The 14788-nt window shown below is 72.0% G+C and carries 14 protein-coding genes; 9 read left to right on the top strand and 5 right to left on the bottom strand.

Features of this window, described 5'->3' with window-relative positions:
- Positions 1–87 precede the first annotated feature (87 nt).
- Complete coding sequence (locus B0I32_RS44495; protein WP_181308455.1) at positions 88–963, top strand: Scr1 family TA system antitoxin-like transcriptional regulator; 876 nt, start codon at positions 88–90, stop codon at positions 961–963.
- A 158-nt stretch (positions 964–1121) separates the two neighbouring features.
- Here the strand turns inward: B0I32_RS44495 and B0I32_RS44490 are convergent, their stop codons facing one another.
- Positions 1122–1775 carry a GntR family transcriptional regulator gene (locus B0I32_RS44490; RefSeq protein WP_245956436.1) on the bottom strand — a complete coding sequence of 218 codons (654 nt, stop codon included), beginning with the start codon at positions 1773–1775 and terminating at the stop codon, positions 1122–1124.
- A 68-nt stretch (positions 1776–1843) separates the two neighbouring features.
- Here B0I32_RS44490 and B0I32_RS44485 point away from each other — a divergent pair, with 68 nt between their 5' ends.
- The 4 genes from B0I32_RS44485 to B0I32_RS44470 all read left to right on the top strand — a co-directional run bounded on the left by B0I32_RS44485 (position 1844) and on the right by B0I32_RS44470 (position 5690).
- Positions 1844–3031: a CaiB/BaiF CoA transferase family protein gene (locus tag B0I32_RS44485; protein ID WP_106250020.1), complete on the top strand. Its 1188-nt coding sequence runs from the start codon at positions 1844–1846 to the stop codon at positions 3029–3031.
- The gene (locus B0I32_RS44480; RefSeq protein ID WP_219912335.1) at positions 3028–4047 is read left to right on the top strand and encodes an HpcH/HpaI aldolase/citrate lyase family protein; all 1020 of its coding nucleotides are present in this window, start codon (positions 3028–3030) and stop codon (positions 4045–4047) included. The genes B0I32_RS44485 and B0I32_RS44480 overlap by 4 nt, the downstream gene beginning before the upstream one ends.
- Positions 4048–4110: 63 nt before the next feature.
- A complete protein-coding gene (locus B0I32_RS44475) occupies positions 4111–5448 on the top strand; it encodes a TRAP transporter large permease subunit (RefSeq protein ID WP_106250018.1) in 1338 nt (445 codons plus the stop codon).
- Between the two features lie 14 nt (positions 5449–5462).
- Positions 5463–5690, top strand: a complete 228-nt coding sequence (locus B0I32_RS44470) for a hypothetical protein (RefSeq protein ID WP_106250017.1) — start codon at positions 5463–5465, stop codon at positions 5688–5690.
- On the opposite strand, the gene B0I32_RS44465 is transcribed toward B0I32_RS44470, so the two are convergent.
- A complete protein-coding gene (locus B0I32_RS44465; RefSeq protein WP_245956435.1) occupies positions 5687–6325 on the bottom strand; it encodes a TetR/AcrR family transcriptional regulator in 639 nt (212 codons plus the stop codon). The genes B0I32_RS44470 and B0I32_RS44465 overlap by 4 nt on opposite strands.
- Positions 6326–6418: 93 nt before the next feature.
- Between B0I32_RS44465 and B0I32_RS44460 the strand changes: the two genes are divergently transcribed.
- A complete protein-coding gene (locus B0I32_RS44460; RefSeq protein ID WP_146178542.1) occupies positions 6419–7615 on the top strand; it encodes a hypothetical protein in 1197 nt (398 codons plus the stop codon).
- An 80-nt stretch (positions 7616–7695) separates the two neighbouring features.
- Here B0I32_RS44460 and B0I32_RS44455 read toward each other — a convergent pair whose 3' ends face one another.
- From B0I32_RS44455 to B0I32_RS44445, 3 genes are all read right to left on the bottom strand, one after another.
- Positions 7696–8886: an FAD-dependent monooxygenase gene (locus tag B0I32_RS44455; protein WP_106250012.1), complete on the bottom strand. Its 1191-nt coding sequence runs from the start codon at positions 8884–8886 to the stop codon at positions 7696–7698.
- A gap of 167 nt (positions 8887–9053) precedes the next feature.
- The gene (locus B0I32_RS44450) at positions 9054–10082 is read right to left on the bottom strand and encodes an SDR family NAD(P)-dependent oxidoreductase (RefSeq protein WP_106250010.1); all 1029 of its coding nucleotides are present in this window, start codon (positions 10080–10082) and stop codon (positions 9054–9056) included.
- 162 nt (positions 10083–10244) lie between these two features.
- Positions 10245–11348 carry a LacI family DNA-binding transcriptional regulator gene (locus tag B0I32_RS44445; protein WP_219912334.1) on the bottom strand — a complete coding sequence of 368 codons (1104 nt, stop codon included), beginning with the start codon at positions 11346–11348 and terminating at the stop codon, positions 10245–10247.
- Between the two features lie 199 nt (positions 11349–11547).
- On the opposite strand from B0I32_RS44445, the gene B0I32_RS44440 reads away from it, so the two are divergent.
- From B0I32_RS44440 to B0I32_RS44430, 3 genes are read left to right on the top strand one after another with little or no spacing between them, the layout of a single operon-like run.
- Positions 11548–12432, top strand: a complete 885-nt coding sequence (locus B0I32_RS44440) for a carbohydrate ABC transporter permease (protein WP_245956434.1) — start codon at positions 11548–11550, stop codon at positions 12430–12432.
- A 2-nt stretch (positions 12433–12434) separates the two neighbouring features.
- Positions 12435–13331 (top strand): carbohydrate ABC transporter permease, encoded by an 897-nt coding sequence (locus B0I32_RS44435; RefSeq protein WP_245956433.1) that lies wholly within the window; start codon positions 12435–12437, stop codon positions 13329–13331.
- Positions 13332–13362: 31 nt separating this feature from the next.
- Positions 13363–14706, top strand: a complete 1344-nt coding sequence (locus tag B0I32_RS44430; protein ID WP_106250008.1) for an ABC transporter substrate-binding protein — start codon at positions 13363–13365, stop codon at positions 14704–14706.
- Positions 14707–14788: the final 82 nt, after the last annotated feature.

The following is a 14788-nucleotide window of genomic DNA, read 5'->3' as shown; positions in this document are numbered from 1 at the left end:
CCATCGTGCATCAGCCGTCACTCCCTTGCAACAGACCAGGTGCAAACGCTGATTTTTGTCACAGACGGTCGTGACAGACGTATGCAGTTGAGCGTTGTCGCGGCCCGGCTCTCCTCCCTGCGGGCCTGGAGCGGGCTGTCCATGGCCTCGGCCGCGCAGGCCGCCGGGCTCAACACCTCCACGATCTTCCGCATCGAGCACGGCCTCGTCGCGCCGCGCGAGGCGACCGTGCGCACCCTGCTGGAGCTGTACGGCCAGGGCGAGCACGCGCCCCGGCTGCTGTCGCTGCTGCGCGAGGAGCGGGTGCCCGGCTGGTACGACGCGCCGGGGGTGCCGCTGGGGTTGTCGGCGTACCTGGAGCTGGAGGACGGGGCGCAGGTGATCTACACCTACGGGCCGCGCCTGGTGCCGCCGCTGCTGCAGATCCCGGCGTACGCGCTGGCCGCCGCCCTGTCGGCGGTGCCGCCGGTCGCGCCGGCCGGATCGCCGTGCTGGTCGTCGGGAGAGCCCGGCGGGGGCGCGTACGAGCGGGCCGCCGAGGCGGCGCGGGTCGTCGCCGTCCGGCAGGAGGTGCTCGACCGGCCGCGGGGGCCGCACCTGTGGGCCGTGCTCGACCGGCCCGCGCTGCTCGACCCGCCGCTGCACCGGCCGGAGGAGCGGATCGCCCAGCTCGACGCGGTCGCCATGGCCGCCAAGCAGCCGCACATCGCCGTGCAGGTCGCCCGGCCCAGCGCCGAGACCGGCTTCCTCTACCAGGGGCCGCCGTTCACGCTGCTGCGCTTCCCCGAACGATCCCGCCCCGACGTGCTGGTGCTGCACCTGCTGCACGCGCCGATCGTGGTCGAGGACCGGCGGCGGGTGGAGGAGCACCAGCAGGCGTTCGCCCGGCTGTCGCTGTCGGCGCACGCCGTGGACGCCACCCCCGGCATCCTGGACGAGCTACACGCCAGACTCCTCGGCTGAGGCTGAGGCTGGGGCTGGGGCTGGGGCTGGGGCTGGGGCTGGGGCTGACGGCGCGGCGGCTGGGTGGCTGGGTGGCTGGACGCGGGCAGGCGGACGCGGCCGGGCAGGCGGGCGCAGTGGATGGTCGGGCGCGGCGGGTGGCCGGGCGGCCGGGTGGCTCACTGCTGCTGGCGGAACTCGCCGGCGCGCCGGACGTGGTCGATCATGATGCGTTCCGCGCTGTCGCCGTCGGCCGCCTCCAGCGCGGCCAGGATGCCCTCGTGCGCCTCCAGCTGCGCCTTGACCTGCGTCTCGTCCAGCCACAGCGACGCCTCGGCGGGCACCGGAAAGCTGTTGCGCACCGACCTGGCGTGCTCGCCCAGGAAGGCGGGGCCGCCGATGTCGACGATGGTCAGGTGGAAGCGCCTGCTCTGCTCGCCGAGGCGGTCGTTCCTGCCCTGGGCGGCGTCCTCGGTCATCGAGGCGTGCAGCGCGCGCAGCCCGTCCAGCTCCCCTGGGGTGATCCTGGCCGCCGCCAGCCGCGCGCCCAGGCCCTCGACCACGGCGCGCAGCCCGTAGTACTCGGCCAGCGCCTCGTCCCCCAGGTCCACCACGGTCGCGCCGTGGTGCGCCTCGTAGCTGATCAGCCGGTCCTTCTCCAGCCTGCGCAGCGCCTCGCGCACCGGCGTGACGGAGACGCCCAGGCGCTTGGCCACCTCCCCGGCCCGCAGCGCCGTCCCGCCCGGGATCCGCCCCGTACGGATCTCGTCGAGCAGCACGCTGTAGACGTAGTCGGCCTTGCTCATCGGCGGCCGCGGCTCGCTGGGTGACATGTCGCCAAGTGTCTCGCAAAATGGTCACATAGTTGACCTATGACATATTTCTTATAAGTTACATACCCATGACAAGCCTCGACGACCTGCGGGTCATCGACGCGGCGACGCTGTTCGCCGGTCCCTCCGCGGCCATGATGCTGGGCGACTTCGGCGCGGACGTGATCAAGATCGAGCATCCCCGCCGGGGCGACCCCTCGCGCGGGCACGGCGCCTCCGTGGACGGAGTGGGCCTGTGGTGGAAGACGCTGTCGCGCAACAAGCGCAGCGCGGCCGTGGACCTGTCGCGGGCCGAGGGCCAGGAGATCCTGCGCCGCCTGGCCGAACGGTCCGATGTGCTGATCGAGAACTTCCGCCCCGGCACCCTCGAACGCTGGAACCTGGCGCCCGAAGACCTCCTGGAGCTCAACCCGCGGCTGATCGTGGCGCGGATGACCGGTTTCGGGCAGTTCGGGCCCATGGCCAAGCGGCCGGGCTTCGGCACCCTGGCCGAGGCCATGAGCGGCTTCGCGGCCATGACCGGCGAGCCCGACGGGCCGCCCACCCTGCCGCCGCTGGCCCTGGCCGACGGCATCGCGGGCCTGGCCATGTCGTACGCCATCATGGTCGCCCTGCGCGCCCGCGAGCGCACCGGCCGCGGGCAGGTCATCGACCTGGCCATCATCGAGCCGATCCTGGGGCTGCTCGGGCCGCAGATGACCGCGTACAAGGCGCTCGGCGTCGTGCCCCAGCGGACCGGCAACCGCTCCAGCAGCAACGCGCCGCGCAACACCTACCGCACCCGCGACGGGCGCTGGCTGGCGATCTCCACCAGCGCCCAGCCCATCGCCGAGCGCGTGGTCACCCTGGTGGGGCGGCCCGACCTGGTCGAGCAGCCGTGGTTCGCCAGCGGGCACGGCCGCGTGCAGCACGTGGACGAACTCGACGCCGCGGTCGCCTCCTGGATCGCCGAGCGCGACGCCGACGAGGTCATCGCCAGGTTCGAGGAGGTGCAGGCCGCGGTCGCGCCCATCTACGACGTCTCCGACCTGGCCGAGGACCCGCAGTACGCGGCCCTGGACACCTTCGTCGAGGTGCCGGACGAGGAGCTGGGCTCGCTCACCATGCAGAACGTGCTGTTCCGGCTCTCGGACACGCCCGGCGAGATCCGCTGGGCCGGGCGGCGGCTGGGCCGCGACACCGACGAGGTGCTGGCCGAGCTCGACTACCCCGGCGACCGCATCGCCGCGCTGCGCGCGGACGGGGTGATCGCATGACCGCCCCCGACCGGCCCGCCGCCTCCGGGCCCGCCGCCTCCGAGGTCGTGCAGGCGCCGCCCGTGACCTGGTTGTACGTTCCCGGCGATCGGCCCGAGCGGTTCGACAAGGCGGTGGCCTCCGGCGCCGACGTCGTCATCATCGACCTGGAGGACGCGGTCGCGCCGGCCAAGAAGGACGAGGCCCGGCGGAACGCCGTCGCCTACCTCCGCGCCCAGCACGGGCGGCCGGCCCGGTGGCCGCGGCTGCACGTGCGGGTCAACGACCCGGCCACCGCCCGCGGGCGCGACGACCTGGCCGCCGTCGGGCCGTTCGCCGACGGGGTACGGCTGCCCAAGGTCGAGTCCACGGCCGCGCTCGACGCCGTGACGGGCGCGCCCGCGTACGCGCTGCTGGAGTCGGCGGCCGGGATCCTCGCCGCCCGCGAGATCGCCGCGCACCCCAGCGTGGCCGGCGTGGCGCTGGGCGAGCAGGACCTGGCCGCCGAGCTGGCCGTCACCGACGAGCAGGCGATGAACCAGCTCAGGCTCCAGGTCGTCCTCGCCGCCGCCGCGGCCGGGCTGCCGCCGGTGCCCATGTCCGTCTATCCGGACGTCAAGGACGAGGCGGGCCTGGCGGACTCCTGCCGGGCGGGCCGCGCCATCGGCCTGTTCGGCCGGACCGCGATCCACCCGCGCCAGATCCCCGTCATCAGGCGGGCGTTCCGCCCGGCGGAGGAGGAGGTGGCCAGGGCCGCCGAGATCGTGGCCGCGGCGGAGCAGGCAGAACGGGCCGGCGTCGGGGCGGTGGCGCTGCCCGACGGCCGGTTCCTGGACGTCCCCATCGTCGCCAGAGCCCGCCGCACCGTCGCCCTGGCCGCCCGCCTCACCGACCCACCCGACCCCGCGCAACGTCCAGAAGGCCCGTCCGGCCGCACGGAACGTCCCGCCGCCTCGTCCGGCCGCGCGGAACGTCCGGCAGGCCCACCCGACCTCGCCCAGCACCACTCAAACCCGTCGCCGGACGCCATCACCTGACAGCAGGCCGCCGCCGGCGCGTGCCGACCACCCCCGCACCACCCCCATTGGAGGTCCTTCGCCATGGGAATAGCCGTATGGGCGCTCATCGCCTACATCGCCATCATCGTCGTCTGGAACGGCGTGCTGAAACGCAACATCGGTGAGGCGATGCTCATCGGTTTCGCCGGCGTGTGCCTCTTTCGCGGCACCAGGTTCTTCGAGCTGGCCTGGGCGGGCCTGGCGGAGGCGTTCGCCGAGGAGGTCGTCTTCGCCGCCCTGGCCTTCGTCTTCATGGGTTACCTGCTCACCAAGCTGGGCCTCATCCAGGAGCAGGTCACCGTGCTGAACTCGGTGTTCGGCCGTCTGCGCGGCGGCGCCGGCTACGTCTCCACCTCCGCCGCCGCCCTCCTCGGCGGCCCCTCAGGCTCGGGGTCGGGCATCTCGGCGTCCGTGGGCTCGGTGACCATCCCGTGGATGATCCGCTCTAACTGGCGCCCCGACCTGGCCGCCTCGCTGGTGGCGGGCAACGCCGGGCTGGGCATCTCGATCCCGCCGAGCTCGTCGATGTTCCTGCTGCTCGGCTCGGCCGCGGTGGCGCCCGTGCTGACCGCCGACCAGCTCTTCGTGCCCGCCCTCGTGGGCGGGTTGTGGACGGTGGCCTACCGGTTCGTCGTGGTGTTCCTGTGGGTGCGCAGGCACCGCATCGCCGCCACCGACGCCTCCGACCTGCTGCCCCTGCGCGCGGCCCTGCGCGCCGGATGGACGTCGCTGCTGGTGTACGCGGGCATCCTCATCCCGGTGCTGATGACCCTCGACTTCGGCGTGGCGCTGATGGAGTCGCGGGTCGGCGAGGCGGCCGACGACATCAGCATCGTCGTGTGGATCCCGGTGCTGACCGTGCTGGCCACGTTCGCGGTGGCCTGGCGTCGGCTGCCGCGCACCGGCCGCGCGTGGAGCGAGCTGCTCGGCGACATGGCCCCCCGCTACGCCGTCATCGGCGCGACCCTGTTCTTCGCCTTCGCTGCCGCCGCCAGCCTGGGCGAGCTGGGCCTGGTCGACCAGCTGACCGCGATCATGCAGGCTCTGGACGCGCCCGCCGTCGTCATCGCCACGCTCGTCGGGCTGCTGCTCGTCGTCATCGCCGCGCCGCTGACCGGCACCGCGACGATCGCCGCCGTCGGCGGGGTGGCCTTCAGCGCGCTGACCGCGGCCGGGATCGCCCCGGCCGCCGCGGCCACCGCGATTCTGGTCTTCGCCTCGACCGAGGGCGCGTCGCCGCCGGGAGCGGCCCCCATCTACATCGCCAGCGGCATCGCCCAGGTGGACCCGGCCAGGACGTTCGGCCGGCTGATCGTCTGGTTCGTCGTCCCGACCCTGGTCATGGGCGTGCTGATCGCCGTCGGCGCGCTGCCGATCTGAGAGGAGAGCCCGTCATGAAGAGTCTCACCATGGTCCTGTTCAAGATCGGCCTCGTGCTGTTCCTCGTGCTCGGCGTCGCCGTCGTGCTGATCCAGGCGGCCGGGCTGATCGCGGGCAGCTCCGCGCTGGTCTCCGGCGCCGTGTCCGCGCTCGGCATGGCGATGACCGTGTCGGCCGGGGTGACCGGGCTGCTCGGTTTCCTGATGTCGTACCTGTATCACTGGAAGGCCGGCGAGGACTAAGCCTGCGGGCGCCAGCGGGTCGCGAGCTCCGCGTCCGCCGGCGGCGGGCCGGGCAGGTCGCGGTGGGCGGGCGGCACCCGCAGCGCGTCCATCGCCAGCGTGAGATAGCGCTGCCGCAGCTGCGCCGCGCGCTCGTCGCCGCCCAGCTTGATCGAGGCGAGCTGCTCGAACAGCAGCGCGACGTCGGCCGGCGTCACGTCCGGCCGCAGCACGCCCGCCGCCACCGCCCGGCCGTGCGCCTCGACGGCCAGCGCCGAGGTCCTGGCGGCGTCGCGGCCCAGCTCCTCCGTGGGGGTGAACGTGCCGGCCAGCTTGATGGTCAGCGAGCTGCTGTCGGCCTCGACGATGCCGCGCAGATAGGCGGCGAACGACTCCCACGGGTCGCTCTCGTCGGCCAGCGCCCGCTCGGCGACCTCGATGTAGAGCTTCAGCCCGTCGCCGCACAACTTCTGCAGCAGGGCCTCCTTGCTCGGATAGCGGCGATACAGCGCGCTGATCCCGACGCCCGCCTTCTCGGCCACGGCCGCGATGGGGGCGCCGGGGTCGGCGGTGAAGACGGCTCGCGCGGCCTGGAGGATCAACTCGTCGTTACGCGCGGCCTGCGCCTTGCGGCCGCTCATGGGTGGGCTGCTCATTGATCCAGTGTACGGGAACGTAGGGTTCCGTTCTACTACTGTCGGGCGAAAACCGTTCGCGATCCTTTCATGGCGGCGGCTACCTTCGGGCGGATGAGCGACGTACCCCTGTCCGTGCTGTGGCTGTCCGGGCCGTCGGGCGCCGGGAAGTCCTCGGCGGGCTGGGAGGTGTTCGCCCAGCTCGGCCGGGCGGGCGTCACGGCCGCGTTCGTCGACGGCGACCAGATCGGGCTGTGCTACCCCGACCCCGACGGCGGCCCGCACGCGATCAGGGCGCGCAACCTCGCCGCGATGCTGCCCAACTTCCGGCGTGAGGGTGTGCGCCGCGTCGTGCTGGCGGGCTTCGTGGACACGCGGGACGAGATCGGCGCGTACACGAGCCTGATGCCGGACGCGGCGTTCACGGTGTGCCGGTTGCGGGTGGACGCCGGCGAGCTCGAACGGCGCTTCCTCGGGCGGGGATGGCGGCCCGACCTGGTCGCGCAGACCGTCGCCGAGGCGCTGGCGCAGGACCGTACCGACTACGCCGACCTGTGCGTGGACTCCACCGGCCTGACCGTCGGCGAGACCGCCCGGCTGATCCTGTCCCGCACCGGCGACCGGCCGCACACGACGTCCGGCGCGTCCACGACGTTCGGCCCTTCCACGACGAACGGGCGGAACGAGGCGTCCACGATGGGCGGGCCGACTCCTGCGGGCGGCTTCGAGGGGCCGGCGGTCGAAGGGGAGCCCGTGCCCGTGCTGTGGTTCTCCGGCGCCACGGGGACGGGCAAGTCCACGGTCGGGTACGAGGTGTTCAGCCAGGTCGTCCGCACCGGCGTGCGCGCCGCGTACGTCGACGTGAAGCAGATCGGCGCGCTGCGACCGGCCCCGCACGACGACCCTGACCTGCGCCGGCTCGTGGCGGGCAACCTCGCCGCCGTCTGGGCCGGGCACCGCGCGGCCGGAGCCCGATGCCTGATCGTCTCCGGCGGACCCGACACCGACGACGTCATCCGAGCCTGCGCCGCCCGGCTGCCCAAGGTCGACCTGACCGTGTGCCGCGTGCACGCCGCCCCGGCCACCCTCGCCGAGCGCATCCGCCTGCGTGCGGGCGGGCAGGCGCCGCAGTTGCCGGGCGACGAGCTGAAAGGGCTCGGCCCGCGGGCCCTGGACCGCGTCGCCGAACGGGCCGCGGCCGAGGCGGAGGCGCTGGAACGCGCGGGCTCTGGCGACCTGCGCCTCGAGACCGACGGCCGCGCCGCACAGGAACTCGCCACCTTGGTCCGCGAGCGAGCCCTGCCCTGGTGAGCCGCCCTGCTCTGACGAACGTGCGCTGATCCGGTGCGCCGCTCTGCTCCGGTGAGCGGGCCCTGACCTGGTGAACTGCTCTATTCCGACGAGCGCGACTGCCAGGTGGGGCCGCCGCCCGACCTCAGGGCCGACAGGCGGCCGGTGATCTGGCCGATCCGGTAGTAGAGCCACGGCGGGGTGTAGGCGAGCACCCGTGAGTTCCGCTGGTCCAGCAGGGTGATCATCTGGTGCGGCGGGAGGTCGATGTAGCGTGGCAGGTTCTCGTACCACCGGGCGCTGTAGCGCGCCGCCCGCTGCGGGGCCCGGATCACGGAGCGGCGTTCGCGTTCGTAACGGGCGAGGGCGCCGGCCAGCCGCGGGTCCCCGTGCAGGGCGTCCACCAGGAAGGCGACGTCGCCCAGCGCGAGCGTAGTGCCCGCGCCGACGGAGTAGTGGGTGGTGTGCGCGGCGTCTCCGAGCAGCACCACGTTGTCGCGGTACCACCTGCGGTTGGTCACGGTGCGGAAGTTCAGCCAGTGGGCGCTGCCGTCGATCTGGGTGCGGCCCATGAGGGAGTGGCCGTCGAGGATGTCGGCGAACAGCTTCTCCATCAGGGCCAGGCTGTCGGCCTCGTTCGCCTCGTGGAAGCCGAGCCCCCGCCACGTGTCCGGCGAGCATTCGACCACGACCGTGCTGCGGTCCTGGTCGTAGCGGTAGCCGTAGCACCAGATCCAGCCGTGCGGGGTCTCGGTGAAGGCGAAGGTGAAGGAGTCGAAGACCTTCGTGGTGCCCAGCCAGACGTACTTGTTGCGCCCGACGGCGATCTCGGTGCCGAAGTGGGCGGCGTGGCGTTCGCGCAGCACGCTGTTGACGCCGTCGCCGGCCACGATCAGGTCGGCGTCGGGGAACTCGCGCTCGTCGGTGACCTCCCGCTCGAACTCGATCCGCACCCCGAGCGCCCGCGCCCGCTCGGTGAAGATGTCGAGCAGCCGCCGCCGGCTGACGCCGGAGCCCTCGTCACCGTGCTCCACCGTGATCGTGGCCCGGTCGTGCAGGTGCACGATCCAGCTGTCCCAGCGGACGGAGCACTCGCTGATGGCGCGGGCGGACTCGGGGTCGACGCCGTGCAGGAAGTGGAACAGCTCGTCCCAGTACGTCACGCCCCAGCCGTACGACGATCCGGCCGGGTTCCGCTCGTAGACGGTGATGTCGTGGGACGGATCCACCCGCTTCATCAGGATCGAGAAGTACAGGCTGGCGGGTCCGCCGCCGACACAGACGACCTTCACGAGAGCTCCCCCTACTACACGAAACGTCATCAATATGTAACAGAGAGTAGCAGTCGGTGAAGTCAGACAGCCGTCACAGAAGCCGTGTCGCGGGAGGTCAGCCGGGCGGGCGGCGGTGCGGAGCCGTTCGCGCCGGACGGCTGGGTGCGAGCGGGGCGCGAAGGCGTTCAGCCGGTTCCGGCCGGTCCGAAGGCGTTCACGCCGGTCAGGTCGGCCGAAAGTCGCCACAGGCGGGCCGCCTCCCGCGGGTCCACCGCCCACTCGGCCACCCCGGCGACCAGCGACGCGCCGGGCGGGAGGGGGTCGGCCACGTCGCCGTCCTCGCAGTAGAGCCCGCCGAGCCCCTCCAACTGTGGCGAGGTGGCCGCCCACACCTGGGTGGCGGCGCCCTCCTGCACGCTCTTCCAGCCGGGGTTGCCTGGCGTGGACTCGATGGCCTTCTTCAGCTCCGCGAACTCCTCCGGCGGGATGTCACGGGCCAGGGACGTGCCGGCGATGGCGCCGGGATGCACCGCGAACGCGCGCACGCCCGATTCTTTCCCCAGCGCGTCCAGGTGCACGGCGAACAGCACGTTGGCGGTCTTGGCCTGCCCGTAGGCCAGCCACTTGTCGTACCCGCGCTCGAACTGCACGTCGTCCCAGCGGATCCCGGAGAGCTGGTGGCCGTTGGAGGAGACCGACACCACCCGCGCCCGGCCCCGCGCCAGCGCCGGCCAGAGCCGGTTGACCAGGGCGAAGTGGCCGAGGTGGTTGACGGCGAACTGGGACTCCCAGCCGGGGCCGACCCGCCGCTCAGGGCCGGCCATGATGCCGGCGTTGGCGATCAGCAGGTGGAGGTCGCGCCCGGAGGCGAGGAAGCGCTCCGCGAAGCGCCGTACGCTGCCGAGATCGGCCAGGTCCAGCTCGGCGACCTCGACGCCGGCGCCACCGGCGTCCGCGCCGGCGGCCTCGCGAAGCTCCTCGGCCTCCACGCCGGAGATGCCGGCGAGGGCCTGCTTCGCCGCCTCCGGACGCCGTGCCGGGACGATCACGCGCGCGCCCGCCCCCACCAGCGCCCGGGTGGTCTCCAGCCCGATGCCCGAGTAGCCGCCGGTGACGAGGGCCAGCCGCCCGGACAGGTCGATGCCCCGCAGGACGTCTGCGGTGGTGCTGCGGATTCCGAAGCCGGAACCGAGTTCGTGCTGTTCAGTGCTCATGTCGGCGACGCTATGACCTTGAGTCGGCTCTAGGGCAAATGGCGCGCCGGACGCCCGGGCGACCCGCATCAGGGCCGGACGCCCTTCACCTCACGGCAGGGCCGGCCGGGGCAGGGCTGCCGGTGTCAGGACTGCCGGAGCGGGGCGTCAGGGCTGCCGGTGTCAGGGCTGCCGGGGCGGGGCCGTGCTGGCGCGGATCACCAGGCGGGTCGGGACGAGGTCGGTGCCGGGGCGGGACGCCTCGTTCTCGCGGATCTGCGCCAACGCCTGCTGCACGCACCGCCGCCCGACCTCGGCGAAGTCCTGGTGCACGGTGGTCAGCGGCGGGACGAAGAAGGCGGAGTCGGGAATGTCGTCGAAACCCACCACGCTGATGTCGCCGGGCACGGCCCGTCCGCGTTCGTGGAAGGCGCGCAGCAGTCCCAGGGCCATCTGGTCGTTGGCGGCGAAGACCGCCGTGCAGGAGGGCTCGTCGGCCAGGGTGAGCCCGGCGGCGTAGCCGGACCCGGCCGACCAGTCGCCGTGCAGCGGCTCGGGCACCGGCCGCCCGGCCTCCCGGAGGGTGTCGCGCCAGGCCTGGGCCCGGCGCTGGCTCGCGTACGACGTCCGCGGCCCCGTCACGTGCCAGACGGTCCGGTGCCCCAGGCCGAGCAGGTGGTGCACGGCCCGCCGCGCCCCGTCGGCCTGGTCGGTGTCGACCACGCTGTAGCGGTCGCCGGCGTCGGAGTCGACGACCACGGCGTGCACACCTGGCGGCAGCGTGACGGTGCCGGCGTCGAGCAGGTGGACCTCGATGATGACGATGACCGCGTCCACGGCCAGCTCGCCCATCCGGGTGAACGCGCCCAGCACGTTGTCCTGGGTCGGCACGTCGATGGGCGTCAGCGTGATCGCGTAGCCCTCGGCGGCGGCGTGGGTGGCGATGGCCTCGACGGTGCGGCTGTTGCCGGTCGAGGACAGCCCGAAGAGGATGACGCCGATGGTGTTGAACTGGCCGTAACGCAACGCGCGGGCAGCGCTGTTGGGCCGGTAGCCCAGCTCACGCATCGCCTTGAGCACCTGCTCGCGGGTGGAGTCGATCACGCCGGGATGACCGTTCGAGACGCGGGAGACCGTCTGCGAGGAGACCCCCGCCCGCAGGGCGACGTCGGCCATGGAGACCCGCTGCTTGCGCCGCCCGCCGGGCACACCGGAGCCGCCGCGCTGCGCGCTGCCGGTTCCCGGTTCGGGGCCGGGATCCTGGTCCTGCCCGGTCGTCACTGCCATCGTCCGCCTGCCTCCGCAACGAGCATCCCGGGGGGTGCCTTGACCGGCCCGTACGGCCGGTGCCACGATACCGCAACGGAAGTTTACGTAAACATAACTGTGGGACACCCCACGGCGACCCTCGGTCAGCGGCCATCCCACGCCTCCCCCCGCAGTAGGTGTTTGCGTTGACGAAAAGCGGCGAGTGAGGAGTGCACGGGTGGTCGCAACAGTGCCCAGGGCGCGTCGGTCCTGGGCGGGCTGGCGGTTCGTCGGACCCTTCATGGCGGTGTTCGCGCTCGTCTTCCTGGCGCCGATCGCGTACTCGATCTATCTGAGCCTGTTCAGGACCCAGCTGATCGGCGGCACCGCCTTCGTCGGCGCGGACAACTACCTCAAGGCGCTGGCCGACCCGCTGTTCTGGTCGGCCTTCGGCAACGTGGCGGTCTTCCTGGTGGTGCAGGTCCCGATCATGCTGTTCCTGGCGCTGCTGGTGGCGCTGGCCATCGACAGCGGCCGGCTGTACGGGGCGAGCTTCTTCCGCATCGCGGTGTTCCTGCCCTACGCCGTCCCCGCCGTCGTGGCCACGCTGATGTGGGCCTTCATGTACGGCACCCGCTTCGGCCTCGTCGCCAATCTCAGCGACCTCCTCGGCGTGCGGCTGCCCGACCCGCTGTCGGCCGATCTGATCCTGGCCTCGCTCGGCAACGTCGTGACCTGGGAGTTCGTCGGCTACAACATGCTGATCCTGTATTCGGCCCTGCGCGTGGTCAACCCGTCGCTGTACGAGGCCGCGGAGATCGACGGCGCCAGCCAGTTCCGGATCATCGTCGCGATCAAGCTGCCCGCCCTGCGCGGCGCCCTGCTGATCGCCACGATCTTCTCCATCATCGGCAGCTTCCAGCTCTTCAACGAGCCCGCGATCCTGAAGAACCTGGCGCCGAACGCGATCACGTCCTCCTTCACGCCCAACTACTACGCCTACACGCTGTCCTTCGCCGGCCAGCAGTACAACTACTCGGCCACCGTCGCGATCGTCATGGGCGTGATCACGATGATCATCGCCTACGCCGTCCAGCTGCGCGGCATGCGCAAGGAGGTCTGACCGTGACCGCCACCACCCGCGGCCCCCTGGTGATCCGCCACCGCCGCCCCTCGCCGCGCCGCCGGCGCAGCGTCACGCTGACGGTGCTGACCTCGATCATGCTGATCTACACGCTGCTCCCGCTGGCGTGGCTGGCGATCAACGCCTCCAAGACGCAGGAGGGGCTGCTCAACTCCTTCGGGCTGTGGTTCGACGACGACTTCGCGCTGTTCTCCAACATCGCCACCGCCTTCAGCTACGACGGCGGCATCTTCACCCGCTGGCTGCTCAACACCCTGCTCTACGTGGTCGCCGGCGCGGGCGGCGCGACACTGCTGGCCACCATCGGCGGGTACGGCCTGGCGAAGTTCGACTTCCCCGGCAAGACCGCCGTCTTCGCCGTCGTGATCGGCGCGGTCGCGGTGCCCGGGACGGCGCTGGCCGTGCCGACGTTCCTGATGTTCTCCAGCCTCGGCCTGACCAACACGCCGTGGGCGGTCATCATCCCGTCGCTGGTGTCGCCGTTCGGCCTCTACCTCATGTGGACCTTCGCCGTCGACGCCGTGCCGAGGGAGATCCTCGAGTCGGCCCGGATGGACGGCGCGCGGGAGTTCCAGATCTTCTTCCGGATCAGCCTGCCGCTGCTGGCCCCCGGGATCGTCACCGTGCTGCTGTTCACCGTGGTCGCGACGTGGAACAACTACTTCCTGCCGCTGATCATGCTGAAGGACCCCGGCTGGTATCCGCTGACCCTCGGCCTCAGCGCCTGGAACGCCCAGGCGACCACCGCGGGCGGCGAAGCCATCTTCAACCTCGTGATCACCGGTTCCCTGCTCACCATCGTCCCGCTGATCGTGGCGTTCCTGCTGCTCCAGCGGTACTGGCAGTCGGGCCTGGCCGCCGGGAGCGTCAAGGAGTGACCGGCGCCGCATCTCCACGAAAGGGACAACCATGACGATAACCCGCCGCCGCGCTCTCCTAGCGGGCGCGGCCCTGTCGGTATCGCTGATCGCCACCGCCTGCGGCTCGCCGGGAGACGGCGGGCAGGGCGCGGCCCCGGCCCAGAGCACGTCGGCCACCGACCAGGAGGCCGCGCTGAACGCCGGCGGCACGATCACGGTCTGGGCCTGGGAGCCGACGCTCAAGCAGGTCGTCACCGGCTTCCAGGCCAAGTACCCGAAGGTCAAGGTCAACCTGGTCAACGCCGGCACCGGCGACGACCAGTACACCGCGCTGCAGAACGCGATCAAGGCCGGCTCCGGCGTCCCCGACGTCGCGCAGATCGAGTACTACGCCCTGCCGCAGTTCGCGCTGTCGAAGTCGGTCACCGACCTGACGCCCTTCGGGGCGGACAAGCTCGAAGGCACCTTCACCCCCGGCCCGTGGAACTCGGTCCGCTCCGGCACCGGCATCTACGGCCTGCCCATGGACTCCGGCCCGATGGCCCTGTTCTACAACAAGGACGTCTTCGACAAGCACGACATCAAGGTGCCGGAGACCTGGGAGGAGTACATCGAGGCGGCCAGGAAGCTGCACAAGGCCGACCCGAAGGCGTACATCACCAGCGACACCGGCGACGCCGGCTTCACCACCAGCATGATCTGGCAGGCCGGCGGCAAGCCGTACCAGGTCGACGGGACCAAGGTCGCGATCGACTTCGCCGACGAGGGCACCAGGAAGTTCACCGCCGCCTGGCAGCAGCTCATCTCGGAGAAGCTGCTCGCGCCGATCAACGGGTGGAGCGACGAGTGGTACAAGGGCCTGGGTGACGGCACCATCGCCACGCTCGTGATCGGCGCCTGGATGCCGGCCAACTTCGAGAGCGGCGTCAAGGCGGCGTCCGGCAAGTGGCGCGTCGCGCCGATGCCGCAGTGGGAGAGCGGCGGCAAGGCCACCTCCGAGAACGGCGGCAGCTCGCTGGCCGTCCCCGAGGCGAGCGCCAACAAGGCCCTGGCCTACGCGTTCATGAAGTACGCTGGCGTCGACGAGGGCGTCCAGACCCGCCTGGACGCGGGCGCGTTCCCCGCCACGACCGCGCACCTCAACGCGGCGGAGTTCAAGGACAAGAAATTCCCCTACTTCGGCGACCAGCAGGTCAACCAGGTGCTCGCCGAGGCCGCCGCCCAGGTCGTGCCCGGCTGGTCGTACCTGCCGTACCAGGTGTACGCCAACAGCGTCTTCAACGACAGCGTCGGCAAGGCCTACATCTCCTCGACCACGCTGGACGACGGGCTCAAGGCGTGGCAGGACGCCTCCGTCAAGTACGGGCAGGAGCAGGGCTTCAGCGTGCAGTAAGAGCCACGGCGAGCGGGCTCAGCCGGTGAGCCCGCCGAAGCGGACGGCCGTGCCCGGAGGGATCCCCCGGGCACGGCCGTCG

Origin of the sequence: Nonomuraea fuscirosea (genome assembly GCF_003001935.1) — a bacterium.
Classification (GTDB): Bacteria; Actinomycetota; Actinomycetes; order Streptosporangiales; family Streptosporangiaceae; genus Nonomuraea; species Nonomuraea fuscirosea.
Note: the sequence above shows the minus strand (reverse complement) of the source record. Positions and strands in the feature narration are given on the sequence as shown.

Excerpts from the sequence above, each read along its gene's own strand:
- B0I32_RS44490 (WP_245956436.1), bottom strand. The coding sequence starts at position 1,775 with ATGTCACCCAGCGAGCCGCGGCCGCCGATGAGCAAGGCCGACTACGTC.
- B0I32_RS44485 (WP_106250020.1), top strand. The coding sequence starts at position 1,844 with ATGACAAGCCTCGACGACCTGCGGGTCATCGACGCGGCGACGCTGTTC.
- B0I32_RS44480 (WP_219912335.1), top strand. The coding sequence starts at position 3,028 with ATGACCGCCCCCGACCGGCCCGCCGCCTCCGGGCCCGCCGCCTCCGAG.
- B0I32_RS44475 (WP_106250018.1), top strand. The coding sequence starts at position 4,111 with ATGGGAATAGCCGTATGGGCGCTCATCGCCTACATCGCCATCATCGTC.
- B0I32_RS44470 (WP_106250017.1), top strand. The coding sequence starts at position 5,463 with ATGAAGAGTCTCACCATGGTCCTGTTCAAGATCGGCCTCGTGCTGTTC.
- B0I32_RS44465 (WP_245956435.1), bottom strand. The coding sequence starts at position 6,325 with ATGAGCAGCCCACCCATGAGCGGCCGCAAGGCGCAGGCCGCGCGTAAC.
- B0I32_RS44460 (WP_146178542.1), top strand. The coding sequence starts at position 6,419 with ATGAGCGACGTACCCCTGTCCGTGCTGTGGCTGTCCGGGCCGTCGGGC.
- B0I32_RS44450 (WP_106250010.1), bottom strand. The coding sequence starts at position 10,082 with ATGAGCACTGAACAGCACGAACTCGGTTCCGGCTTCGGAATCCGCAGC.
- B0I32_RS44445 (WP_219912334.1), bottom strand. The coding sequence starts at position 11,348 with ATGGCAGTGACGACCGGGCAGGACCAGGATCCCGGCCCCGAACCGGGA.
- B0I32_RS44430 (WP_106250008.1), top strand. The coding sequence starts at position 13,363 with ATGACGATAACCCGCCGCCGCGCTCTCCTAGCGGGCGCGGCCCTGTCG.